The organism is Modestobacter sp. VKM Ac-2978 (assembly GCF_026968025.1).
Taxonomy (GTDB): Bacteria; Actinomycetota; Actinomycetes; order Mycobacteriales; family Geodermatophilaceae; genus Modestobacter.
This window is the reverse complement of sequence record NZ_JAPVBP010000005.1, coordinates 116065-139200: the sequence shown is the minus strand read 5'-3', so window position 1 is coordinate 139200 and position 23136 is coordinate 116065. Positions and strand designations below refer to the sequence as shown.

At 74.6% G+C, this 23136-nt stretch carries 20 protein-coding genes; 8 read left to right on the top strand and 12 right to left on the bottom strand.

What is annotated here, in order from left to right:
• Window positions 1-62: 62 nt before the first annotated feature.
• From O2W53_RS13890 to O2W53_RS13875, 4 genes are all read right to left on the bottom strand, one after another.
• The gene (locus O2W53_RS13890; RefSeq protein ID WP_269163636.1) at window positions 63-2354 is read right to left on the bottom strand and encodes a SpoIIE family protein phosphatase; all 2292 of its coding nucleotides are present in this window, start codon (window positions 2352-2354) and stop codon (window positions 63-65) included.
• Entirely contained in the window at window positions 2351-3142 is a 792-nt protein-coding gene (locus tag O2W53_RS13885; protein ID WP_269163635.1) for an alpha/beta fold hydrolase, read from the bottom strand. Before O2W53_RS13885 ends, O2W53_RS13890 begins: the two co-directional genes overlap by 4 nt.
• A 51-nt stretch (window positions 3143-3193) precedes the next feature.
• Window positions 3194-4453 (bottom strand): cytochrome P450, encoded by a 1260-nt coding sequence (locus O2W53_RS13880; RefSeq protein ID WP_269163634.1) that lies wholly within the window; start codon window positions 4451-4453, stop codon window positions 3194-3196.
• 396 nt (window positions 4454-4849) lie between these two features.
• Entirely contained in the window at window positions 4850-5491 is a 642-nt protein-coding gene (locus O2W53_RS13875; protein ID WP_269163633.1) for a hypothetical protein, read from the bottom strand.
• A 174-nt stretch (window positions 5492-5665) separates the two neighbouring features.
• On the opposite strand from O2W53_RS13875, the gene O2W53_RS13870 reads away from it, so the two are divergent.
• On the top strand, window positions 5666-6499 hold the full coding sequence (locus O2W53_RS13870; RefSeq protein WP_269163632.1) for a DUF1206 domain-containing protein: 834 nt from the start codon (window positions 5666-5668) through the stop codon (window positions 6497-6499).
• Window positions 6500-6557: 58 nt separating this feature from the next.
• Complete coding sequence (locus O2W53_RS13865) at window positions 6558-7421, top strand: DUF1206 domain-containing protein (protein ID WP_269163631.1); 864 nt, start codon at window positions 6558-6560, stop codon at window positions 7419-7421.
• 34 nt (window positions 7422-7455) lie between these two features.
• Here O2W53_RS13865 and O2W53_RS13860 read toward each other — a convergent pair whose 3' ends face one another.
• From O2W53_RS13860 to O2W53_RS13850, 3 genes are all read right to left on the bottom strand, one after another.
• Entirely contained in the window at window positions 7456-7851 is a 396-nt protein-coding gene (locus tag O2W53_RS13860; protein WP_269163630.1) for a GNAT family N-acetyltransferase, read from the bottom strand.
• Between the two features lie 20 nt (window positions 7852-7871).
• Window positions 7872-8219: an STAS domain-containing protein gene (locus O2W53_RS13855; protein WP_269163629.1), complete on the bottom strand. Its 348-nt coding sequence runs from the start codon at window positions 8217-8219 to the stop codon at window positions 7872-7874.
• 192 nt (window positions 8220-8411) lie between these two features.
• Window positions 8412-9533, bottom strand: coding sequence for a 5-methyltetrahydropteroyltriglutamate--homocysteine S-methyltransferase (locus O2W53_RS13850; RefSeq protein WP_269163628.1), 1122 nt, complete (start codon window positions 9531-9533; stop codon window positions 8412-8414).
• Window positions 9534-9633: 100 nt separating this feature from the next.
• On the opposite strand from O2W53_RS13850, the gene O2W53_RS13845 reads away from it, so the two are divergent.
• The gene (locus O2W53_RS13845; protein WP_269163627.1) at window positions 9634-9942 is read left to right on the top strand and encodes a hypothetical protein; all 309 of its coding nucleotides are present in this window, start codon (window positions 9634-9636) and stop codon (window positions 9940-9942) included.
• Window positions 9943-10164: 222 nt separating this feature from the next.
• Complete coding sequence (locus O2W53_RS13840; protein WP_269163626.1) at window positions 10165-10545, top strand: hypothetical protein; 381 nt, start codon at window positions 10165-10167, stop codon at window positions 10543-10545.
• Window positions 10546-10596: 51 nt separating this feature from the next.
• On the opposite strand, the gene O2W53_RS13835 is transcribed toward O2W53_RS13840, so the two are convergent.
• Both O2W53_RS13835 and O2W53_RS13830 read right to left on the bottom strand, forming a co-directional pair.
• The gene (locus tag O2W53_RS13835; RefSeq protein WP_269163625.1) at window positions 10597-13560 is read right to left on the bottom strand and encodes a sacsin N-terminal ATP-binding-like domain-containing protein; all 2964 of its coding nucleotides are present in this window, start codon (window positions 13558-13560) and stop codon (window positions 10597-10599) included.
• Window positions 13561-13667: 107 nt separating this feature from the next.
• Window positions 13668-13937: a GlsB/YeaQ/YmgE family stress response membrane protein gene (locus O2W53_RS13830; RefSeq protein ID WP_269163624.1), complete on the bottom strand. Its 270-nt coding sequence runs from the start codon at window positions 13935-13937 to the stop codon at window positions 13668-13670.
• A gap of 494 nt (window positions 13938-14431) precedes the next feature.
• Here O2W53_RS13830 and O2W53_RS13825 point away from each other — a divergent pair, with 494 nt between their 5' ends.
• The 3 genes from O2W53_RS13825 (at window position 14432) to O2W53_RS13815 (ending at window position 18498) form a co-directional block, all read left to right on the top strand.
• Window positions 14432-15952, top strand: a complete 1521-nt coding sequence (locus O2W53_RS13825) for an aldehyde dehydrogenase family protein (protein WP_269163623.1) — start codon at window positions 14432-14434, stop codon at window positions 15950-15952.
• A 244-nt stretch (window positions 15953-16196) separates the two neighbouring features.
• Window positions 16197-17885, top strand: a complete 1689-nt coding sequence (locus tag O2W53_RS13820) for a DEAD/DEAH box helicase (RefSeq protein WP_269163622.1) — start codon at window positions 16197-16199, stop codon at window positions 17883-17885.
• A 142-nt stretch (window positions 17886-18027) separates the two neighbouring features.
• Window positions 18028-18498, top strand: coding sequence for a hypothetical protein (locus tag O2W53_RS13815; protein WP_269163621.1), 471 nt, complete (start codon window positions 18028-18030; stop codon window positions 18496-18498).
• Between the two features lie 13 nt (window positions 18499-18511).
• On the opposite strand, the gene O2W53_RS13810 is transcribed toward O2W53_RS13815, so the two are convergent.
• Entirely contained in the window at window positions 18512-19192 is a 681-nt protein-coding gene (locus O2W53_RS13810; protein ID WP_269163620.1) for an alpha/beta fold hydrolase, read from the bottom strand.
• A gap of 108 nt (window positions 19193-19300) precedes the next feature.
• Between O2W53_RS13810 and O2W53_RS13805 the strand changes: the two genes are divergently transcribed.
• Entirely contained in the window at window positions 19301-20704 is a 1404-nt protein-coding gene (locus O2W53_RS13805) for an NAD(P)/FAD-dependent oxidoreductase (protein ID WP_269163619.1), read from the top strand.
• 72 nt (window positions 20705-20776) lie between these two features.
• On the opposite strand, the gene O2W53_RS13800 is transcribed toward O2W53_RS13805, so the two are convergent.
• Entirely contained in the window at window positions 20777-22237 is a 1461-nt protein-coding gene (locus tag O2W53_RS13800) for a benzaldehyde dehydrogenase (protein WP_036336907.1), read from the bottom strand.
• A 126-nt stretch (window positions 22238-22363) separates the two neighbouring features.
• A complete protein-coding gene (locus tag O2W53_RS13795; protein WP_269163618.1) occupies window positions 22364-23080 on the bottom strand; it encodes a mycothiol-dependent nitroreductase Rv2466c family protein in 717 nt (238 codons plus the stop codon).
• Window positions 23081-23136 lie beyond the last annotated feature (56 nt).

The window sequence follows — 23136 nt, the reverse complement described above, 5'->3', positions numbered from 1 at the left end:
TCGGGTTACCGCCCCAGCCTGCCCGGGATCGTTGCCGAGCGCAGGAGGCGAACGTCCCGGGGTCAGGCGTCGCGGGTGAGCGCCAGCAGCGCGATGTCGTCGGCGCGGTGCGCTCCGGCCAGCTCGGCCAGCAGCCGGTCGCAGAGCTCGTCGGCGCCCACGGTGGCCCAGCGCTCGGCCGCCGCCTGCAGCCGGGCCAGGCCGGTGTCGAGGTCACTGGTGCGGCTCTCCACCAGGCCGTCGGTGAACAGCAGGAGCGTCGCCCCCGGCGGCACGACGCCGCTCCACTCGACGGCCGGCGCCGGTGGCGCCCCGAGCATCCGGCTGGGCGTCACCGGCAGGTACTCGGCGCGGCCGTCGACGATCAGCAGCGGCGGCGGGTGCCCGGCCGAGGCGACGTGCAGCAACCCGGTGGGCAGGTCCAGGGTGGCGAAGAGGGCCGTGGCCATCCGCTGCAGCCCGAGCAGCGGCCAGCTGGCCTGCAGCCGGTCGATGACCGCGGACGGCGCGGGCGCCTCCACCAGCAGGGCCCGGTAGACGCTGCGCAGCTGTCCCATCGTCGCCGCCGCGGTGATGTCGTGGCCCACCACGTCGCCGACGGCGATCGCCACGTGGTCGCCGGGCAACGTGGCGACGTCGTAGAAGTCCCCGCCGATTTCGACCCCGGAGGTGGCGGCCAGGTAGCGCACGGCGACGGTCATCCCCGGCACCGCGGGCGGGTGCGGCGGCAACAGGGTGGCCTGCAGGGTGTGCGAGGTCCGCGACTCCAGCTCGTACCGCTGGGCCTTGGCGAGCACCAGCGACACCTGGTGCGCCAGCTGCTCGACCACCTCGACGTCGGCGGCGCTGAACACGCCACGGCGCCGGTCGGCGCTCAGGGTCAGCACGCCCAGCGACCGCCCCTCCGCCACCAGCGGCACGCTGACGATGCTGGCCAGCTCCAGTGCCCGCACCCCCGCCAGCTCCCGGGGATCGCGGACCACCGAGACCAGCCACGCGTCGTCGGGCGCGGAGAACCACTGGGTGCGTCCCTCGGCCAGCGCCCGCCGGGCGGGGAAGGGCAGCTCCCGGGCCGGTGGCGCCCACTCGAGCAGGTCGTCGACCAGGTGCTGGCGGGTCGGGTCCCCGTGCCGGGCGAGCACCCGCCGGGCCCCGTGCTGGGTGACCAGGTCGAGCAGGCAGACGTCGGCCAGCCGCGGCACGGCCAGCTCCGACAGCCGGTCGACCGTCTCCCCCACCCCGGTCGCCGCGGCCATCTGCCGTGCGGCGTACAGCAGGAAGGCCGAGCGCGCGGCCTGGCGGGTGGTCTCCTCGTGCAGCCGGGCCCGCTCCAGCGCCTGGCCGGCCTGGCGGCCCAGCGTCCACAGCAGGTCGACGTCCCCGTCGGAGAGCACGCCGTCCCGGGGCTCGTCGAGGTCGATCAGGTCGTCGGCGCCCGAGCTGCCCTGGCCGAGCAGCAGGACGCCGAGCCGGCGGGTGTCGGCGGACACCGGGACGACGACGAGCGCGTGCAGCCCGGCGCTCTCCAGCGTGGCGGCCAGCTCGGGCCGCCGGCCGTGCAGCCGCTCGTCGGGCACGACGACCCGCAACCCCTCGGCCAGCTCCAGGGCGATCCGGCCGTCGGCCGCGGTGGCCAGCTGGTCCAGCAGCGCGGCCGGCAGGCCGTCGCTGCGGGCCACGACCAGCTCCGACCGCCGCACGACACCGTCGGCGTCGCCGTCGGGGGCGACCGGACGGGGGACGACCAGCAGCAGCGCGGCTCCGCGGCTGCGCAGGGCCGAGCGCGCCTGCTGGACGACGACACCGGCCACGTCGGCCACCGTCGTCGCGCCGGCCAGCTGCACGACGACCTGCTGCAGCGTCCGCGACCGGGCCTCGGAGAGCTCCGCGGCCCGGTGTGCGGTCAGGATCTCCCGCTCGTAACGCCGCCGGGCGGTGGCCTCGAACAGCGTCGCGCGGACCAGCAACGGCCGGCCCTCGGGGTCGCGCAGCTCGACCGCGTTCACCAGGCAGGGCAGCACCGAGCCGTCGTCCCGGACGACGTCCAGGGCGACCTCGCGGACCGCCCCCTGCATCCGCAGCAGCGGGGCCAGGTGGGTGTCGTGGAAGACCTGGCCGCCGACGCTGAGCAGGTCGCGCAGCCGGGTGCGCAGCACCCGTTCGGCGGGGCGGCCCAGCCAGTTGCACAGCGTCTGGTTGACCTTGACGATCGTCCCGTCCGGCAGCGTGGACAGGTAGCCGCAGGGTGCGTTCTCGTACAGGTCGGCCGGGTCGTCCTCGAGCAGCTGGTCCAGCTGAGCCCGGTCGCCGTCCCCGCGACGACGGTCGGAGCCGGCCGTGCGGGACGCCGTCACGACCAGGCCCGGATGGCGGCGGTGGTCTCCTCCGGTGCGCTCAGGTGCGGGCAGTGCCCGGTCGCGGACAGCTGGGTGAAGGTCGAGCCGGGGACGTGCTCGTGCACGTACCGACCGGCCGTCTCGGGCGCGATCACGTCCTCCGAGCACTGCAGCACCAGGGTGGGCACGCCGACGCCGGGCAGGTCGGCCCGGTTGTCGGAGAGGAAGGAGACCCGGGCGAACTGCCGCGCCACGTCGGGGTCGGTGCGGCAGAAGCTGTTGGTCAGCTCGGCGGCCAGCTCGGGCCGGTCCGGGTTGCCCATGATCACCGGGGCGATCGCGGCCGACCAGCCCAGGTGGTTGGCGTCCAGGTTGTCCAGCAGGTCCTTGATCTGGGCCCGGGAGAACCCGCCGACGTACTCGCCGTCGTCGACGTACCGGGCGCTCGGCCCGACCATCACCATCGCCCCGAACAGCTCTGGGGCCTGCGCGTACGCCAGCACACCGATCATGGCGCTGACCGAGTGCCCGACGAACACCGCGTCGGTCAGCTCCAGGTCGCGCATGACCTCGACGACGTCCGCGGCGTACCCGCGCAGGCTGTTGTACTTCGCCGGGTCGTAGGCCGAGAGGTCGGAGTGGCCGAACCCCACGTGGTCGAAGGTGACCACCTGGTGGTCCACCTCGAAGTCGGGGGTGATGAACCGCCACATGTTCTGGTCGCAGCCGTAGCCGTGCGCGAACACCATCGGCCGGCCCCCGGGTCGACCGCTCACACGGACGTCGTGCCGCGTGCGGACGCTCATGTCGACGAACCTACGCGACCGGGCCGTTCCGGTACCAGCCTCCGCACCCGGTCAACCGGGCCGGACGGCGGTGAGCACGACCCCACTCGCCGGCCGTGCGGGGATGCGGCGCAGTGAGATCTCCAGGTCCTGCGGCGGCAGGGTGTACGTCAGCCGGGCCAGCCGGACGGCGAGCGCCGACAGCAGCGCGACGGTGATGTCCTCACCCGGGCAGCGGTGCCCGGTGCGCGGGTCACCGGCCCCCTGCGGGACCAGCTCCCACGGGCCGATCCGCCGGACGGCGACACCGGCTCCCTCGCCGTCCAGGAACCGCTCGGGCCGGAAGGCGTAGGGGTCGGGGAAGAGCTCGGGGTCGTGGTTCTGGCCGAACAGGTCCAGCAGCACCATGGCCCCGGCAGGCACCGTCTGCCCCTCCCACTCGACCTCCCGCGGCGAGCGGCCACCGATGAACGGCGCGAACGGGTAGAACCGGCGCACCTCGTGGGCCACGGCCGTGGCGTACGCCGGCTGGCCGGTCCGCAGCCGCTCCCGGATGGCCGGCCAGTGGTGCAGGGCGTGCGCGGTGAAGCCGACGAACCAGCAGACGGCGACGGTCGGCCGGATGACGTTGAGCACCTCCACCGCGGCCACCCGCGGCTCCAGCAGCTCCCCCTCGGAGTCCCGGTGGCCGGCGACGACGTCGAGCACCGAGCCCGCGGGCACCCTCTGCCGGCCGCTGCGCACCTCCTCGACGATCCCGGCCAGCCACGCCTCGCGCCGCTGCCGCGCCCGGCGGGCACGCCAGTGCCGAGGAGCGCCGGTGGCGAAGCCGTCGACCATCGTGGTGAGGTCGTGGGCCAGCGCCGGCAGCTCCTCGTCGCTCACCGGCACCGCTGCCCAGTCACAGACCCCGCGGGTGAGCACCTCGGCGGCTGCGTCCATCAGCACGACCTGCGGCTGCTGCGCCCAGCGCTGCGCGGCCTCGTCCCAGGCGGTGGTGACCCGGTCGACCAGGTCGCCGATCCCCTCGCCCATCAGCAGGTCCACGAACATCGCCTTGCGGACCCGGTGGGGCTCGCCGTCGAGGGTGTGCACGGCCCCGTGACCGAACAGGGTGCTGACGACCGGCTCGGGCAACGCGCCGCTGCGGCGCACGTTGCGCTCGTCGTAGAGGAAGCGGGCCCCACCGGCCCCCACGACGCCGAGGGTCGGGCGCACCATCAGCCGGGTGCGCACGGTGTCCCGGCCGGCCGCGCGGCGCAGGTCGGGCAGCCAGGCGTAACCCCTGGCCAACATCTGGATCGACTGGTCCAGCCGGGGCATGCGGATCATGACCTGTGGCGTGCCCATGTCGTGGCCGAGGAAACCGGCGGTCAGGTCACGCCCGGGATCGGGGACCCTCCGAGCCGGCGCCCCGTTGCGCGCGGCCGCAGGTGCTGCTCAGTGCCGGGTGGTGCCGCAGTCGGTACAGCGCTTGCGGGTGTTCGCGTTCTTGCGTCGGCAGTTCTCGCACGTCCACACCGTGCGTTCGATCGTGCGCATGTCCCGTTCCTCTCGCCCGGCCGGTGTCCCCGGCCTCCCCCTGCGGGTGGGGCAGGGGTCTCCCGCCCACCTCCGGATCGACGCTAGGTCGCTCCGGTGACGGGCAGGTGTCCGGCGCGAGACGACTGGACGGCGTGCCGCGGTGGGACGGGGTGGGACGGAACGAGGTGGGATGGGACGGGGTGCTCAGCCGGCCGAACCGCAGCCGCCGGCACCGCAGGCGCAGCCACCGCAGCCGGCCGCCGGGGCCGGCGCCGGCCGGCGGGCGATCCGGGCCATGCCGACCGCACCGGCCAGGTTGGCCAGGCCGAGGGCCCCGACCGTCCCCGCGGCGAGGACCCGCGCCGTGGCCAGCAGGGCGTCGACCCCACCGAGCACGGCGACCGCCACCGCGGCGGCCGCGACCAGCGCAGCACCACCGAGGGCCAGCGGACGCCGGTCGGTGGCGGCGACGGCCAGGGCCGGCAGCGCGATGACGCCGGCGGCGACGAACAGCCAGCCGGTCGCCGTCGCCGACAGCAGCGCCATCCCCATGGCGAGGGCCCCGAGCCAGACGCCGCCCGCGCCGACCAGCGCGGTCGTGCGCTCGACGGCACCGGTGCGGGCGCGGCGCAGCAACCGCACGCCCTGGACGACGCCGAACAGGCCGATCGCGCCGAGCAGCAGTCGTGAACCGACCCCGGGCCAGGTCAGGGCCAGGATCCCGAGGGCGAGCAGGACGACGCCCAGCACCACCATCCGCGGCCAGGTGGACCGGGCCTGCTCCGGCGTGGGCGGGGTGATCGGGGAGCTCCCGGCCTGCCGGCCGGCGGTCACGGCGTTCGTCACTCCGCCAGTCTCCCTCACCGACCGGGATCCGTCCCGCACGCACCAGGAGGGACCGGCACCGCGCCCCGTCACCCGATGGTGTCGCGGCCCGGCGGTGCCCCCGTCGCTGTGCCACGCTGAGCGCCGCTTGCGACAGGCGATCGCCGAGCACACGGCGACACAGGAGGAACGGTCATGGGCACCTCGGGAACCGCGGCGAGCGCCGACCGGGCAGGCAACAGCGACGCGCTGGAGAACCTGGCGCGGGTGGGGCTGATCGCCTACGGCGTCGTCCACCTGCTGCTGGCCTGGCTGTCGCTGCAGCTGGCCTGGGGTGGCGGCGGCTCGGCCGACCAGTCGGGGGCGATGTCCACGCTGGCGGCCCAGCCGTTCGGGAAGCCGCTGCTGTGGGTGCTGGCCCTGGGCCTGCTCGCGCTGGCCGTCTGGCAGCTGGCCGAGGTGCTGCGTCACCGAGCCGGCCTGCAGGCCTCCGGCGATGCGCGGAAGGACGCGCTCGCCACGATCGCCAAGGCGATCGCCAAGACCGTCATCTACCTGGTCCTGGCCTACACCGCGATCCGGTTCGCCACCGGTGGCGGTCAGTCCAGCTCGGGGCAGGAGGAGCAGACGGTCGCCGGGGTCCTCGGCTGGCCCGGTGGCCGCTACCTCGTCGGAGCTGCGGCACTCGCGCTGCTCGGGGTGGGTGCCTACCTGGTGCACAAGGGCGTGACCAAGCGGTTCCTCAAGGAGATCGAGACCGCAGAGGCCTCGGCGACCCAGCGCCGGCTGATCGAGCGGCTGGGCCAGGTGGGCTACCCGGCGAAGGGGGTCGCCCTGGCGGTCGTCGGTGGCCTCCTCGGGTGGGCAGCGGTCACCTTCGACTCTGACAAGGCCGGCGGGCTCGACGACGCGATGCAGACCATCCTGTCGGCGCCGTTCGGTCAGGCCCTCCTCACCCTGGTCGCCCTCGGCATCGCCGCGTTTGGCGTCTTCTGCCTGTTCCGGGCCCGGTTCCCCGAGCGCACCTGACCGGTCGGGTCCGGACCCTGACCGGCGGGGTCCCGGCCGGTCGGGCACCATCCCCGAGGTGAACGCCGTTCCGCAGCGGGTGCACGACGCCGTCGCCCGCGCCCGGGAGGTCACCGACCACCCCGTCCTGGAGCACCTGGCCCGGGTCGGGCTGGTCGCCTACGGCGTGCTGCACCTGCTCATCGGCTGGCTGGCCTTCCGGATCGCCTGGTTCGTGGAGCCCGGTACCGAGGACGCCGACCAGACCGGGGCGCTGCAGGCGGTCTCCGAGTCCCCCGGCGGCCGGGTGCTGCTGTGGGGCATCGGGTTGGGCCTGTTCGCCCTGGCGCTCTGGCAGGCCGGCGAGGTGCTCCGGTGGTGGACCGGGCTGCTCCGTCCGGACCACCGGCTGCGCACCGGCGTCGTCTGCACCAAGTGCGCGGCGAAGGCCGTCGTGTACGCGGTGCTGGGGCTCACGGCCCTCTTCTTCGCCGTCGGCGCCGGCTACCAGGCCGACGAGCGGTTCCAGGCGATGGCCGACGACGCACTGGAGATCCCCGGCGGATCGACGCTGGTGGTCGCCGTCGGGCTCGGCGTCGCCGCGGTCGGCCTGTACGTGCTCGTCCGCGGGGTGACCGGGAAGTTCATGCGGGACGTCGACCTGGACTCGGCCCCCGACCGATGGGAACCGCTGATCGAGCGGCTGGGCTCGGTCGGCTATGTGGCCAAGGGCATCGCCTTCACCGTCTCCGGCGGTCTGCTGGTGTACGCGGCGGCGACCCGGGACGTGTCGACGGCGACCGGCCTGGACGGCGCGATGAACGCGATCGGCGGCGTCCCGACCGGGCGGTGGCTGCTCACCGCGGTCGCCGTCGGCTTCATGGCGTTCGGGGTGTACGCGCTGGTCCGGGCCCGCTACCCCGACCGCGACCCCGCCACCTGACCCACCCTGACCACCAAAATGGCCATTTTGGTGGTCAGCGGAGCTGGACCAGGCCGGCGCCGGTCGGGGTGAAGCCGCACTCGTCCAGATAGAAGCCGCGCAGGTGGTCGTCGAAGTCGACGTGCAGCCACTCGCAGCCCGCCGCCTGAGCCCCGGCCACCGCGGTCTCGACCAGTGCCCGGCCGATCCCGGTCCGGCGCCGGTCCGCCCGCACCATCGTGTCCAGCAGGAAGGCGTGCACCCCGCCGTCCCAGGCGACGTTGACGAAGCCGACCAGTTCGCCGCTCTGCACGGCGGTGACCCAGCCGAGGCTGTGCCGCTCCAGCTGGGCGCCCCAGGCGTCGGCGAGCACCGGGTGCCCGAAGCCCTCGGCGTGCAGCGCGTTGACGTCGGCGTCGGCGAACGGACCGCGCCACGTGTACTCGGTCACCGCGCCGTGCCCGACGTCGGTCAGTCGATGATGGTGAAGACGTCCCACAGGCCGGTGATCTGCAACGGCCGGGCGACGGCGCGCGTGGTGCCGCACCGCATCCGCAGGTCACGGCCACCGGCCTGAGCCGACCGGTGTGCGGTCGCCAGGGCGGAGAGCCCGGCGGAGTCGAGGAAGGTGACCCCGCGCAGGTCCACCTCCACGGTCGTGGTCCCCGGGCGGGCGAGGACCTCGAGGAGGCAGCCGCGCAGCCCCGGGGCGGTGGCGGAGTCGACCTCACCGCTGACGGAGACGGTGCAGCCGGCCGACGAGGTGGCGGCGTGCACGTCGATGCGAGTGGGGTCGACGTCGACGTTGAGTGCGGTCATGCGGACCTCCGGCGTAGCTCGCGTGGCCGGCGGCGTCGGCGGCCGGCCTCGTGCGCCGAGCAACGTGCACTCGGTCGCGGCTGGTGGTTGAACCGCACCGCGAACGCTAGGGAGGAGGTCGGTTGGGCACAAGGGGCCCTCGGCGTGGCGCACCGCGCCACGCCGAGGAAGCGATCCCACGGGCCGGGCGTGTCAGCCCCAGACCTCCTGCGCCGTCTCCACCACCAGGGCCAGCTTGGCGACCTGTTCGTCGCGGGTCAGCGCGTTCCCCTCCACGGTCGAGGAGAAGCCGCACTGCGGTGAGAGCGCCAGCTGCTCCAGCGGCACGTGCTGCGCGGCCTCGTCGATCCGGCGCTTGAGGTCGTCCTTGCGCTCCAGCTCCGGCCGCTTGCTGGTGACCAGCCCCAGGACGACGCGCTTGCCCGGCGGCACGAACCGCAGCGGCTCGAAGCCACCGGAGCGTGCGTCGTCGTACTCCAGGAAGAAGCCGTCGACCTCCAGCCCGCCGAACAGCGCCTCGGCGACGAAGTCGTATCCGCCCTCGGCGACCCAGGAGGACCGGAAGTTGCCGCGGCACATGTGCGTGGTCACGGTGAGGCCGTCGGGCCGACCGGCGAGGGCTGCGTTGATCTGCCGGATGTACCGCTCGTGCTGGTGTTCGGCGTCGCGTCCCTGGTCGGCGAGCTCCGCACGCTGCGCCGGGTCGTTGAGGTAGGCGAGGCTGGTGTCGTCCAGCTGGAGATAGGTGCACCCTTGGGCCGCGACCGCCTGCACCTGCTGGCGGTAGGCGGCTGACAGGGCGTCCCAGAAGCCGTCCTCGTCGGGGTAGACGGCCGGGTCGATCGCCGCGGCACCGCCCCGGTAGTGGACCATCGACGGCGACGGGATGGTCAGCTTCGCCGTCTGCCCCGGCTGGACCTGCGACTGCAGGAAGGCCAGGTCGGGGCCGAAGATCGGTTCGTCGATCGACAGCGGCCCGTCCACCCGCAGGCCGGCCGGGGTGAAGTCGATCGTGCCGTCGGCGTTCTTGAAGTGGACCTCGATGTTCTCGCGGACCTTGCTGATGCCGTTGATCGCGTAGATGAAGTCCATGTGCCAGGACGCCCGGCGGAACTCGCCGTCGGTGGCGGTCGACAGGCCGACGTCGGCCTGCATACGGACCACGTCGGCGATCGCCTCGTCCTCGATCCCGCGCAGCTCGGCAGCGTCGATCGACCCGGCGGCGAACCGCTCCCGGGCGTCGAGCAGCGCCGGGGGACGCAGCAGGCTGCCGACGTGGTCGGCACGGAACGGTGGGCCGGATCGGTCGGACATGTCCCCAGCATGCTCGGTCCACCGGGCCCCGGCCTCTCCGAACGGCACCGGATCGGCGAGGCCGCGCCGGGCGCACAGCCAGCAGGCGGATACTGGCCGCATGTCGAAGCGGACCGTCGTCGTCGGCACCGTCTGGGTGGCCCTCACCGTGCTGGCCTTCGGCACCGACGCGATCCTGGGTGCCGTCGTGCTGATCTTCGGTGGCGCGGCGGTCGTCGTCGTCCAGCTGTCCAGCACCTGGTCGCAGCACCCGGACTTCGAGGCGCGCGAGGTCGCCCGCGCCCGGCGGCGCAAGGTCAAGTGGGAGAAGAACGCCCCCCGCCGGGAGAAGGACGCCGCCCGCTACGCCGCCCACCAGGCGCGGCAGGCCGCCAAGGCGCGCGCCGCCGAGGACCGCACGACCTCCTGACCCGAAAAGCGGTGGACGGCGCTGGAGACCGTCCCTAGCGTCCTCGACATGGGCGACACCTCGCTGCGGCTGCGGCTGCGCACCTCCTGAGCTGATCCGCGGGCGCTGTCACGCAGCCCCGCCGTCCGCCGGTCCCGCGACCGGCTGCGACCGCTCCTCCCTCGTTCCCGGCGTGCCCGCGCCGATGTCGCGGGCTGCCCGCTGCCCTCCCGGAGGTCCTCCGTGTCACGACCCACCCCTGCTCTCGACGGCCCGGCCGGCGCGGCCCGCGGCCAGCTCACCGACGACGCCCACGACGGCTTCGACCGGCTGACGCACGCGGTGCTCGCCGCACCCGGCGCCAGTCGGCAGCCTGCGCTCGGCGCCGTGCTGCGCGGCCTGCTGCCCGGCACCGCCGGGGTCCGCTGGCTACACGCCGAGGGCCTGTCGCCGACTGCACGAGCCGCGGACCTCACGGCCGCGCACTGGCTCTCCCTGCACGAGGCGTGGCTGGCCCACCAGCGGGCGCCACGCGCCGGGGGCCGGGCGACCGGGCACGGCCCGCGCCCGGACAGCCGGCACGGCCACGCCCCCGGCGCCCAGGCCATCCCGCGCTACTACTGAGGGAAGACCCTCCTGCCGCACGCTCGCGACGGACCCCTGCAGGAGGGTCGCTCAACCGGCGGGTGGGGGTGCGACGGCGTCCTCGGCGGCGAGCTCGGTGGCGCGGTGCGGATGGGCGAACGCCTCGGCCAGCGCCTGTCGCAGCGGCCAGGCGCCGGCCCGCCAGGCCAGCGCCCGGCCGAGGGCGGCCGGCGTCCCGTCCACCGCGTCGACGTCGGCACCGGGCCACCAGGCAACCTCGACCCCACCGGTCACGGTCAGCGTCGGGTGGACGGCGACCGACCCGGTCAGCGCGGTCAGCCCCAACCGGGCGGCGGCCAAGCCGGCACCGGGCACCTCGGCCCAGCCGACCGTCCGGGCCGGGCGGCTGGTCACCCGGGCGGCGACCTCCTCGCTGGCCAGCGGCACGTCCAGCAGGTCGGCGACCGCGACGGGGCGGCCACCGGCGGGCACCACGGCCGATGAGACCAGTGGCTGTAACCACGGCGCGTCCAGCACCACCGCCGCGTCGCTGACCTGGTCCGGCGCGGTCCGGACCCGCGCCGGCGGGTCGACGTCCACACCGTCCAGCGCCTCGGCGAGCTGGGCGTACACCGTGCGCAGCACCGTCGAGGAGACCGTGCGCGCCGGGTCCCCGAGCCGGTCGAGCAGGTCGATCGCGTCGTCCACGTCGGCCAGCACGTCGGCCACCGTGGCCGGGACGCCGAGCAGGTCGAGCACCGCGCCGGGGAGGTCGCCGACCGGTTCGTACAGTCCCTGTAACTCGGCGGCGTCCGCGGCGCGGAGCCGGGCCGGCCGCGCCCCGCCCAGGACCGGTGAGGTGCGCAGCCACCAGCGCAGATAACCGGGGACGACGGTGCCGCCGAGGTCGAGGTCGGCCCGGGCGGCCGGCGGCAGGGCGGCGAGGAGCGGCATCGCGGACTCCCAGTCACGCACCAGCTCCAGGTCCCGCACCGCCGTGAGCACCGGCCACTCCGGCGGCGGCGCATCGGCCGGCAGCCGGTCCAGCACGGCGTCCACCCACTCCTCGACCCGGTCGACGTCCAGGTCGTCGGGGTCCTCGGCGGTCAGCAGGGCGAAGGTGTCCAGCACGCCCACCGCGCGCAGTACGTCGACGTCCTGGCCGCGGGCGAACTCCGGGTCGAGGGCGCCGAGCGCCCCGGGCGCGAGCACGTCGGCCAGCGGCGACCCGGGGCACACCAGCTCCCCGGCGGGCGCCCAGCCGCCGTCGTCGTCGGGCAGCGCGAGCTCCGCCAGCCACGGCAGGTCCCCGGGAGCAGGTGCTGCCGCGGCGACGAGGGCGAGGACGGCGAGGGCCAGCGGCTCGACGTCCTCGTCGTCGTCGGCCCGGTCCAGCGAGCTCTCCACCGCCGCGCGCACGTCCGGGTCGGCGAGCACCGCGGCTGCGGTCGCCGGCCGCGCGCCCAGCCGCTCCAGCACCCGCCGGGCCGGACCGGCCGCCACGGCCGGGTCGGCGATCCGCAGTCCGAGCGGAGCCAGCCGCGCGGCGGGCAGCGACTCGTCGGCGAGCAGCACGCCGGCCGGGGTCTGCGCCGTTCGCCCGTCGGCCAGCGGCACCGGCAGCGCGGCCAACTCGTCGCGGTCGGCGCCGTCCAGCGCGCCGTAGAGCCGGGCCCACCACTCCCCTGGCCGCCGCACCCCGCGCACCGCCTCGACCACGTCGGCCCACCCGGCGCGACGCACGCCGAGGGCGGCCAGCACCCGGGCGTCGGTGCGCCGGGACCAGCCGGCGGGCAGCAGGCCGGGGAGCACGCCGACCAGGGCGGCGACCCGGTCGTCGGTCGGGTCGTCCAGCGCCACGGCCCGGTCCGGACGCAGCGGCGGCTCCTCCGGGTCGGCGGCCGGCAGCCACGCGGTCGCGGTGACCCGGTCGAGCACCGCCCGGCACACCGCGGCGTCCAGGTCGGCAGCCGCCAGCCCGACGGCCGGCACCAGTTGCAGCAGGACCGGGTCGGCGGGCAGCGTGGCGAGCAGGTCGGCGTAGCCGTCGGCCGCCACCTGGACGAGCGCGTCGGTGACCGGACCGGGGGCCACGTGCCGCCGGTCCGGGCCCAGGGGGAAGGGAGCGATCAGCCGGACCGGCAGCGACAGCGGTTCATCACTCGGGGTCGGCGCGTGCAGCACCTGCCGGCCGGCCAACGGGAGCGGCACCCCGTCGTCGTCGACCGGGACGGCCCAGGTGACGGCGTACCGCCGGCGTTCCCGCTCCTCGACGGGCCGGTCGGCGAACAGCGCCGCGGGCAGGTCACCGGTGCGCTGCACCAGCTGCCAGGTCGTCACCGTGTCCCCGCCGGCCAGCCGGACCCGCGGGCCGTCGTCCTCGCGGGTGGAGGTGCGGACCCGGCCGTCGAGCACCACGTCGACCCGGCTCAGCGCGGGCAGCGCCAGCAACACCTCTGGTTCCAGTGCCTGCAACGACGTCCGCACCGCCGCGACGGCGTCCGGCCGCAGCGGCAGCACGACCTCGGTGGCGAACCCGGCCGCGGGCCGGCCGTCGGTCTCGAACGGCAGGCGCAGGACCGGCACGGCACCGCCCCGGCGGGCCAGCTCGGGCCCGAGGGCGGAGAGGGCGGCGACCGCCGTGCGGGTGTCGGCGGCGCTGAACCGCACGGAGCGGTCGGTGGAGAGGACGGCCGGCTCGTCGGTCACCGCGAGCACGGCCGCGAAGCCGACGCCGAAGCGGCCGACGGTGTCGCCGGTGTCCCGCTTGGCCGACGCCCGCAGGGTCGCCAGCGCCTGGACGCCGTCGTCGTCCAGCGCTGCCCCGGTGTTGGCGGCCCGCAGGACGCCGTCGGTCAGGTCGAGCCGGAGGTGCCCCCGGACCCCGGCCCGGCTCGCCGCGTCGGCGGCGTTCTGGGCGAGCTCCACGAGGAGCCGGTCGCGGTAGCCGCCGCGGACCAGGTCCTCCTCGGCGTTGGCGTCCTCCCGGAACCGGGCCGGGGAGTCGGTCCAGGCGGCCAGCACCCGACGGCGCAGTTCGGCGGGGGTGGGCACCCGGGCAGCATGCCCGAGGAGCGCGTCCGGGAGGTGCCCGGACAGACGTCGAGGGCCCGGCCAGTACGGCCGGGCCCTCGACGTGTGTCAGGGAGTGCGGACTCCCGTCAGCGGGAGATGTTCTTGCGTCCCGTGGTCATGACGTAGATCCCGAGCACGATGATCGCGCCGATGATCGAGCCGATGATGCCGGCGGTGCCGATCTCGAAGCCGTCACCGGTGAGGAGGCTCCCGAGCAGGTTGCCGACCAGCGAGCCGACGATGCCGAGCACGATCGTCAGACCGATGCTGAGGTCCTGCTTGCCGGGGATGACGGCGCGGGCGATGAACCCGGCGATGGCGCCGATGACGATCAGTACGATGATGTTCCAGATCATGTGTGCCTCCTTGTGTCGACGGCGGACCGTCGTGCGTCCTGGCGTCTCCAGAAGCGGATGATCATGTCCCCACCGCAGACCCCACTCAAACGCACAGATGATCAACGTTCATCACATTGAGTGATGGGCAGCCTGATGTCAGACGATCAGGTCGACCACAGTCCCGCACTGGCCTGGCACTTTTGTCCCGCCTTCCCCGCCACGCGAACGCAACACCTCACGCTTCGTGATGCCGCACACTCAGCGCGCTCACAGGTGCCGGCGCGGTCCAGCGGCCCGCTGCCCGGGGCCGCTCACCCGCCACCCTCGGTACACGGCCCGCGGGAGTGACAGACGGAGCGGCGGGGGGCGGGCAGCCACTCCCCGACGTCGTCCGACCGGCTGTCCAGGTCGACCGTGCGGTCACCGGGGAGCTCTGTGCCGGCCGGGCACGTCACCGGTTCCGTGGTCACCCCGCCCCGGTCCCGACACTACCGACCAGTAACCTGGGTCACATGTCGCTCGACGAGGAGTTGGACAGCGTCCCTGGTCCGTCGGCCGGCCGGGCCGGCACGTTCGAGACGACCGACCCGGCCACCGGCGACGTCGTCGGGGTGTTCCCCGTGGACGACGCGGACGCCGTCCGGCAGGCCGTCGAGCGCGCCCGCCCGAGCTCCGGGTCCTGGGCGGCGCTGGGGTTCGCCGAACGGCGGCTCCGGCTGGCGGCCTACCGCGGTCACCTCGCCCGGCGGGTGCACGAGCTCGCCGATCTCGTGCACCGGGAGAACGGCAAGCCGCGCGCCGACGCGATCCTGGAGATCACCCTCGCCGTCGACCACCTGGCCTGGGCCGCCGGGCACGCGGAGAAGACCCTCGGCCCCCGTCGGGTCAAGGTCGGGATGCTGGCTGCCAACCACGCGGCCCACCTCGAGTACCAGCCGCTGGGCGTCGTCGGCGTGATCGGACCGTGGAACTACCCCGTCTTCACCCCGATGGGCTCGATCGCCTACGCGCTGGCCGCCGGCAACGCAGTCGTCTTCAAGCCCAGCGAGTTCACCCCCGCGGTCGGCGCCTGGCTGGTCGATGCCTGGCAGACCGCGGTCCCCGACGTCGCCGACGCCCTCCAGCTGGTCACCGGGTCCGGGGAGACGGGTGCCGCCCTCTGCCGGGCCGGGGTCGACAAGCTCGCCTTCACCGGGTCGGCCGCCACCGGCCGGAAGGTGATGGCCGCCTGCGCCGAGACCCTCACGCCCGTGCTCATGGAGTGCGGCGGCAAGGACGCGATGATCGTCGACGACGACGCCGACGTGAGCGCCGCCGCCGACGCCGCGGTGTGGGGGGCGATGAGCAACGCCGGGCAGACCTGCATCGGCATCGAGCGGGTCTACGCCACCAGCGCCGTCTACGACCGGTTCGTCGCCGAGGTCACCCGCCGGACGGCCGCGCTGCGGCCGGGTTCGGACGACGCGGCGGCCTACGGCCCGATGACCATGGCGAGCCAGACCGAGGTCGTCCGCCGGCACCTGGACGACGCGGTGGCCACCGGTGGACGGGCGGTGACCGGTGCGACCGTCGAGGGCGGGTTCATCGCCCCCACCGTGCTGCTCGACGTGCCGGAGAGCTCCGCCGCCGTCCGGGAGGAGACCTTCGGCCCGACCCTGACCATCGCCGAGGTGGCCGACGCCGAGGAGGGCCTGCGCCGGGCCAACGACTCCACGATGGGGCTGGGCGGCTCGGTGTTCAGCGGGTCGACGGACCGGGCGATGGACCTGGCCCGCCGGATGCGCAGCGGGATGACCTCGATCAACTCGGTGCTCACCTTCGCCTCGGTGCCGGCGCTGCCCTTCGGCGGGGTCGGGGAGAGCGGCTTCGGCCGGATCCACGGCGAGGACGGGCTGCGCGAGTTCACCCGGGCCAAGGCGATCACCCGGCAGCGGGTCGGGCTGCCGGTGGACCTGATGAGCTTCGGCCGGCCGGCGAACGCCGCCGGCGTGCTCGCCCGGGTGATGGGCCTGGTGCACGGGCGCCACCGCTGACCGACCCGATGTGACCAGTCCCTCCCCCGCCTGCGCCCGGTGACCGACCGGGTCTGGCAGAGTGAGGGACACCGGCGCCGCCCCCCGCTCATCCGAGAGCAGGTGGACTCGACGTCGGCGCGAGGCTGCGCCACCGAGGCGCGCCGGCGACCCGACGTCCGACCCGGAAGAGCGATGCGGCCCCCTGCGGTGGCCCCGCCCGCGGTGGACGAACGGTGGCCACCGGAGTGTTGAGGAACCCCAGATGACCAACTCGTTCCCCCCTGCCCAGAACGACAGCGCTGACCGCCCGCGCCGTCGCGCGACCCGTCCGTCCACCGCCCCCACGGCGAGCACCGGCTCCCCCGCCTTCCGCGCCCCCGCCGCACCGCCGGCCGAGGGCAGCGCGGAGGGCAACCGCCGCCGTCGTGGCGGCCGCGGCCGGGGCGCCGGTCCGCGCCCGGAGGGCCAGCCGACCGCCCCCCGCGCCGACGAGCACGTGCCGGCCGCCCCGGTCGTGCCGACCGGCGACGTCCCCACCGTGCTGCCCACCGACACCACCTTTGCCGAGCTCGGCGTGCCCGCCCCGCTCGTCGAGGTGCTCACCGCCAGCGGCATCACCTCGCCGTTCCCGATCCAGGTCGCCACGCTGCCGGACACCTTGGCCGGCCAGGACGTGCTCGGCCGCGGGCGCACCGGCTCGGGCAAGACGCTGGCCTTCAGCATCCCGCTGGTCGCCCGGCTCGCCTCCTCCACCACCAAGCGCCAGCCCAAGCGGCCCCGCGCGCTGATCCTGGTGCCGACCCGCGAGCTGGCCAACCAGGTCGCCGCCGTCGTCGACCCGCTGGCCCGCGCGCTCGGCATGCGGTCGACCGTCGTCTTCGGTGGCGTCGGGCAGAACCCGCAGGTGCAGGCGCTGGCCGGCGGGGTCGACGTGCTCATCGCCTGCCCCGGCCGGCTGGAGGACCTCATCGGCCAGGGTCACTGCGACCTCGGCGCCGTGGAGATCACCATCCTCGACGAGGCCGACCACATGGCCGACCTGGGCTTCCTGCCCGGCGTCAAGCGCCTGCTGGACCGCACCCCCAAGATCGGCCAGCGGCTGCTCTTCTCCGCCACCCTGGACAACGGCGTCGACGTGCTGGTCAAGCGCTACCTGGACCGGCCGACCACGCACTCGGTCGACCCGGCCGTGGCGCCGGTCTCGACGATGACCCACCACGTGTTCCGGGTGGACGCCGCCGACAAGGGCCAGATCGTGCAGGAGCTCGCCTCCGGGCTGGGCCGGACGGTGATGTTCACCCGCACCAAGCACCAGGCCAAGAAGCTCGCCAAGCAGCTCACGGCCGCCGGCGTCCCCGCCGTGGACCTGCACGGCAACCTCAGCCAGAACGCCCGCGAGCGCAACCTCGAGGCCTTCAGCAACGGCGACACCCGGGTGCTGTGCGCGACCGACATCGCCGCCCGCGGCATCCACGTGGACGACGTGGCGATCGTCGTGCACGTAGACCCGCCGGCCGAGCACAAGGCCTACCTGCACCGCTCGGGCCGCACCGCCCGCGCCGGCGCCGGCGGCATCGTGGTCACCATCGCCACGCCCGACCAGGCCGGCGAGGTCCGCACCCTGGCCCGGCAGGCCGGGATCACCCCCGACGTGTCGGCGATCAAGCCCGGCGCCCGGGAGATCACCGCACTGACCGGTCCGGCCGCACCGTACGTCGAGCCCGCCCCCGCACCGGCCCCGCAGCCGCAGGGCACCGGTGGGGGCGGCAACGGCGGCCGTCGTCGGCGCTCCGGTGGCGGTGGCGGCGCGGCGCCGGCGGCGTCGTCCGGTGGCGGCCGCGGCGGGCAGACCCGTTCGGCCGGCCCGGCGCGCACCCGCGCCGAGCTCGCCGCCCGGGCGGGTCAGGCTCCCAGCGGGGCCGGCCGCGGCCGAGGGCGCACCGGCCGCTGATCATCCGGGTCGGGGGCGGTCTCAGCACTGCTGAGGCCGCCCCCGGCCCGTTCTGGTGGCCGACCCGGGTCGCGCGACCGCCCGGCGACCGCGACGATGATGTTGAGCACTTCAGCAAACCCGTAGACGAGTAGAGGTCGCCATGCGCCTGCCCATCACCCCCAGCGAGATCGCCCCGCGCATCGCCACCGGGGCGTTCATCCTCAACTCCGGCCTCGGCAAGCGCGCCGCCGACGAGGCCACCGCGTCCGGACTGCACGGCTTCGCCGCCGGCACCTACCCGGTGCTGAAGAAGGTCCCGGCGACCACCTTCGCCAAGGGACTGTCGACGGCAGAGATCACCATCGGGGCGCTGCTGCTGACCCCGTTCGTGCCCACGGCGGTCGCCGGCGCCGCGCTCACCGGCTTCTCCGCCGGGCTGCTGGGGCTCTACCTGCGCACCCCGGGGATGACCAAGCCGGGCAAGAGCGTGGCCCCCACCCAGGACGGGCTGCCGATCGCCAAGGACGTCTGGATGTTCGGGATCGGGATCGGTCTGCTCACCCAGGCCCTCACCGGCCGGGAGGCCCGGGTCGCCACTCGCCGGAAGCCGTCCCGCTCCGGCCGCAGGTAGCCGCTGCCGTACGTCAGCCGGCCTGCTCCTCGTCCATCTCGGCGAGCAGGCCGGCCAGTAGGCCGGCGACGTCGTCCGGGCGGGTCTGCGGCGTCATGTGCGCCGCACCCGGCAGCTCGACGAACCGACCGCGGGGGGCCGACCCGGCCAGGCGCACCGCCCAGTCCCGGGGACAGAGCGCGTCGCGCTCCCCACGGACGACGACCACCGGCACGTCCACCCGGCGCAGCCGCTCGTCGATGGGGTCCGGCGCAGTCCGCCGCCACAGCGCGGTCATGTCCCTGGGCCCGGTCCGCAGCCACTGCGCGACGATGGACGGCACCTGCCACCACTGCTCCCGCACCGCCGTGCGCACCCAGCGACCGGCCAGCACCGGCATCCGGCGCATCCGCGGGTCGGTGGTCGGGCCGAGCAGCAGCACGCCGACCACCCGGGCGTCCCGCGCGGCGGCAGCCGCCACCACCTGACAGCTCTGCGAGTGCGCGACCAGCACACAGCGGCCCGGCCCGAGCGCCGCCAGCAGCTGGTCGGTCAGCTCCGGCAGGGTGCCGACCGGCCCCCGGACACCCATCCCCGGCAGTCGCACCACGTCCCCGCGGGCCCGCCGCAGGACCCGCGCCCAGGACCGTTCGTCCAGACCGAGACCTGGGACGCACACCGCGACGGGAACACCGTTCGCCTCCAGGCTGCTCATGTGGATGCCGACTGTGTCCGGGACGACGGCGCCCCGTAGCGGAGGGCGCCCGCACGTTCCGGAGCAGTAGTGGGAGGATCAGTCATCATGACGACATCAGGAGCCAGTGTGACCACCGTGACCCAGCCGACCGGACGTCGCCCCAGGGTCGTCATCGTCGGATCAGGTTTCGGCGGTCTCTTCGCCGCCAAGCAGCTGAAGAAGGCCCCGGTCGACATCACGCTCGTGGCCAAGACGAGCCATCACCTCTTCCAGCCGCTGCTCTACCAGGTGGCGACCGGCATCCTCTCCGAAGGGGAGATCGCGCCGGCCACCCGGGAGATCCTCCGGGACCAGGCCAACGCCCGCGTCGTGCTCGGTGAGGTCACCGACATCAACCTCGCCGCCCGCACCGTCACCTCCACCGTGCTCGGCCGCACCTCGGTGCACGAGTACGACGAGCTGATCGTGGCCGCCGGCGCCGGGCAGTCCTACTTCGGCAACGACCAGTTCGCCGAGTTCGCCCCCGGCATGAAGAGCATCGACGACGCCCTCGAGCTGCGCGGCCGCATCTTCGGCGCCTTCGAGCTCGCCGAGCTGGCCACCGACCCGGCCGAGATCGACCGGCTGCTGACCTTCGTGGTCGTCGGCGCCGGCCCGACCGGGGTGGAGATGGCCGGGCAGATCGCCGAGCTGGCCCGCCGCACGTTGCGCAAGGACTTCCGCCGGATCGACCCGACCAGCGCCCGGGTGATCCTGCTCGACGCGGCACCGAAGGTGCTGCCGCCGTTCGTCGACAAGCTCGGCCAGAAGGCGCACAAGCAGCTCAACGAGATCGGTGTCGAGGTCCAGCTGGGCGCGATGGTCACCGACGTCGACGCCGACGGCATCGTGGTCAAGGACGGCGACGGCCACCAGCGCCGCATCCACGCCGCCACCAAGATCTGGGCGGCGGGCGTGCAGGCCAGCCCGCTGGGCAAGGTCCTCGGCGAGCAGTCCGGTGCCGCAGTCGACCGCGCCGGCCGGATCTCGGTGCAGGACGACCTCACCCTGCCGGGCCACCCCGAGGTGCACGTGGTCGGCGACATGATCTCGCTCAAGCGGCTCCCCGGCGTCGCCCAGGTCGCCATCCAGGGCGGCAAGTTCGCCGCGGACGCCGTCAAGGCCAGGCTCGCCGGCCGGCCCACCGCCCCGGAGTTCACGTACTTCGACAAGGGCAGCATGGCGACCATCTCGCGGTTCCACGCGGTCGCCGACACCTGGAAGTTCCAGTTCGGCGGCTTCCTCGCCTGGGTGCTGTGGCTCGCGGTGCACATCATGTACCAGGTGGGCTTCAAGAACCGGTTCACCACGGTGATCCACTGGGCGGTCAGCTTCCTGGGCCGCGGCCGCTCGCAGCGGACCGCCACCCAGCAGCAGGTGTACGGCCGGCTGGCGCTGGAGGAGCTCGGCGCGGACTTCGAGGTCTCCAAGACCGGTGGTCGTCGGCACCTGGGCGAGCCGGTCGACGTGACCGGGCGCGACTCCGCCTGACCTGCACCTCGCCTGACGACGACGGCCCCGGTCCCGCTGCTGCGGGACCGGGGCCGTCGTCGTGCCGGAGGGTCAGAACGGGTAGGCCGGCAGGTCCCCGCGCAGCGTGACCCACTGGGTCTCGGTGAACGCCTCGATGTTGGCCTGCGGGCCGCCGTGCCGGGAGCCGGTGCCGGAGGCGCCCACCCCACCGAACGGGGCCACCGCCTCGTCGTTGACCGTCTGGTCGTTGATGTGCACCAGGCCGGACGGGATCCGCTCGGCCAGCTGCAGGCCGGCGTAGACGTCGCGGGTCAGGATGCCGAGCGACAGCCCGTACTCGGTGCCGGCCGCCATCGCCGCCACCTCGTCCAGCGAGGAGAACGGCGTCACCGGTGCCACCGGGCCGAAGATCTCCTCCTGGTAGGCCGGGGAGTCGACGGGCACGTCGCCGAGCACGGTCGGCCGGTAGAACAACCCCTCGTAGGTGCCACCGGTGCGCACCGTGGCCCCGCTGTCGATGCTGGCGGTGACCAGCCCGTGCACCCGGTCGCGCTGGCCGGCGTCGATGATCGGGCCGAGCGCCACCTGGTCACGCCAGGTGTCCCCCACCGGCAGGTTCTCGACCTTGCTGGTGAGGATGGCGGTGTACTCCTCGGCGATCGACTCGTGCACCAGGTGCCGGCTGGTCGCCATGCAGATCTGCCCCTGGTGGGCGAAGGTGCCCCACGCGCCGACCGAGGCCGCGGCGGTCACGTCGACGTCGCCCATCACGATGAGCGCTGAGTTGCCGCCCAGCTCCAGGTGCGCCCGCTTGAGGTGCTGACCGGCGAGCGCGCCGACCGAGCGCCCGGCCTTGGTGGAGCCGGTGAAGGCGATGACCCGGACGGCGGGGTCGGTGACCAGCGCCTGCCCGACGTCGGCACCGCCCGGCAGCACCTGGAACACCCCGGCGGGCACCCCGGCCTCCTCGAACACCCGGGCGAACACCGCCCCGCCACAGATGGCGGTGCGCGGGTCGGGCTTGAGGACCACCGCGTTGCCCAGCGCCAGCGCCGGGGCGATCGCCCGGATGGCCAGGATGGTCGGCACGTTGAACGGCGCGATCACCCCGACGACGCCGGCCGGCACCCGCCGGGCGAACGACAGCCGGGGTGAGCCGCTGCGCAGCAGCTCGCCGTAGGGGTGGCTGGGCAGGGCGGAGGCCTCGTAGCACTCCTGGGCGCTGGTGTGCACCTGGAAGTCGCCGAAGGGCTGGATGGCGCCGGACTCCCGGGCCAGCCACTCCTTGATCTCCGCGGCGTGCTCGGTCAGCAGGTCACCGGCCCGGCGGAGCACCGCGGCGCGCTGCTCGAACGGCAGCGCAGCCCACTCCCGCTGGGCCTGGGCGGCGCGGGCGCCGGCCTTCTCCACGTCGGCGGGGGTCGCCTTGCCGACCTCACCGAGCTCGGCACCGGTGGCCGGTTCGACTGCGGTGTAGGTGCCACCGCTGCCGTCGGTCCAGGAACCGGTCCAGATCTTGCCGCGCCACGCGCCGTCCTCGAGCAGTGCCATGTGTGCCTCGTCTCGTCGGTGAGTCGTCGTGCCGGTTGTGTCATCTGCGCGCCCGGCTGTCACCCCGACTTCCGTTCGGCGGAAGCCAGACGTCCGGACCCAGCGTGGCAGGGTCGTCGCGCCGGCTCAGCGGTGCTGCCGGCGACTGCCCCCGTGCCAGTCCTCCTGCTGGCCGGCCTCGCCGGGGGTCACGCCGAAGGCCGGCAGCTGGGGCCGCTCCCGCAGGCTGCGCTTGAGCTCGGCGAAACCGGGGAAGCTCGCCAGACCGACCACGTGGTCCCACAGCGCGACGGCCTCCTCCTCCGACGGCAGCCGGCTGATCACCGGGCCGAAGAAGGCCACGCCCTCCGGCGGCTGGAAGTGCAGGATCGGGGTGCCGACGTCCTTTCCGGTCAGCGCCAGCGCCTCGTCGGTCTCGGCGCGGATCGTCGCGTCCCAGGACTCGTCGTCCAGCGCGTCGGCCAGCTCGACCGGCAGGCCGACCTCGGCGAGCACCGGGGCGAGGAACTCAGCCGTGCCCCGCTGCCCCCGGTCCTCGTCCGCCTGGGGAGCGGACTCGAAGACCCGCCGGCCCAGCGCCTCGTACAGGCCGCCGACCACGTCCGGGCCGTGCTCGACCCGGGCCCTGGCGGCGACGCGCAGCAGCCGCAGCCCGGCGGTGTGCCCGGCCTCGTACTCCGGCGGGAACTGGGCCGCGTAGTCGACGTGTGCGTTGAGCAGCCGCAGCGAGATGAACCGCCACTCGACCCGGTGGTCGCGCTGGGCGCTGACCATCCGGACCCACTTGCTGGTCATCCAGGCGAAGGGACACACCGGGTCGAAGTAGAAGCGCAGGTCGGCCATCACCCGACCGTAGCCCCGCGGCAGCGCCGCCACCGGACGACGGCGATCACCGCCGG

Coding starts and splice junctions, on each gene's coding strand:
- O2W53_RS13815 (WP_269163621.1), top strand. CDS start 18,028: ATGCGCCTGCCCATCACCCCCAGCGAGATCGCCCCGCGCATCGCCACC.
- O2W53_RS13880 (WP_269163634.1), bottom strand. CDS start 4,453: ATGATCCGCATGCCCCGGCTGGACCAGTCGATCCAGATGTTGGCCAGG.
- O2W53_RS13870 (WP_269163632.1), top strand. CDS start 5,666: ATGGGCACCTCGGGAACCGCGGCGAGCGCCGACCGGGCAGGCAACAGC.
- O2W53_RS13810 (WP_269163620.1), bottom strand. CDS start 19,192: ATGAGCAGCCTGGAGGCGAACGGTGTTCCCGTCGCGGTGTGCGTCCCA.
- O2W53_RS13830 (WP_269163624.1), bottom strand. CDS start 13,937: ATGATCTGGAACATCATCGTACTGATCGTCATCGGCGCCATCGCCGGG.
- O2W53_RS13825 (WP_269163623.1), top strand. CDS start 14,432: ATGTCGCTCGACGAGGAGTTGGACAGCGTCCCTGGTCCGTCGGCCGGC.
- O2W53_RS13800 (WP_036336907.1), bottom strand. CDS start 22,237: ATGGCACTGCTCGAGGACGGCGCGTGGCGCGGCAAGATCTGGACCGGT.
- O2W53_RS13885 (WP_269163635.1), bottom strand. CDS start 3,142: ATGAGCGTCCGCACGCGGCACGACGTCCGTGTGAGCGGTCGACCCGGG.
- O2W53_RS13855 (WP_269163629.1), bottom strand. CDS start 8,219: ATGACCGCACTCAACGTCGACGTCGACCCCACTCGCATCGACGTGCAC.
- O2W53_RS13795 (WP_269163618.1), bottom strand. CDS start 23,080: ATGGCCGACCTGCGCTTCTACTTCGACCCGGTGTGTCCCTTCGCCTGG.
- O2W53_RS13850 (WP_269163628.1), bottom strand. CDS start 9,533: ATGTCCGACCGATCCGGCCCACCGTTCCGTGCCGACCACGTCGGCAGC.
- O2W53_RS13845 (WP_269163627.1), top strand. CDS start 9,634: ATGTCGAAGCGGACCGTCGTCGTCGGCACCGTCTGGGTGGCCCTCACC.
- O2W53_RS13820 (WP_269163622.1), top strand. CDS start 16,197: ATGACCAACTCGTTCCCCCCTGCCCAGAACGACAGCGCTGACCGCCCG.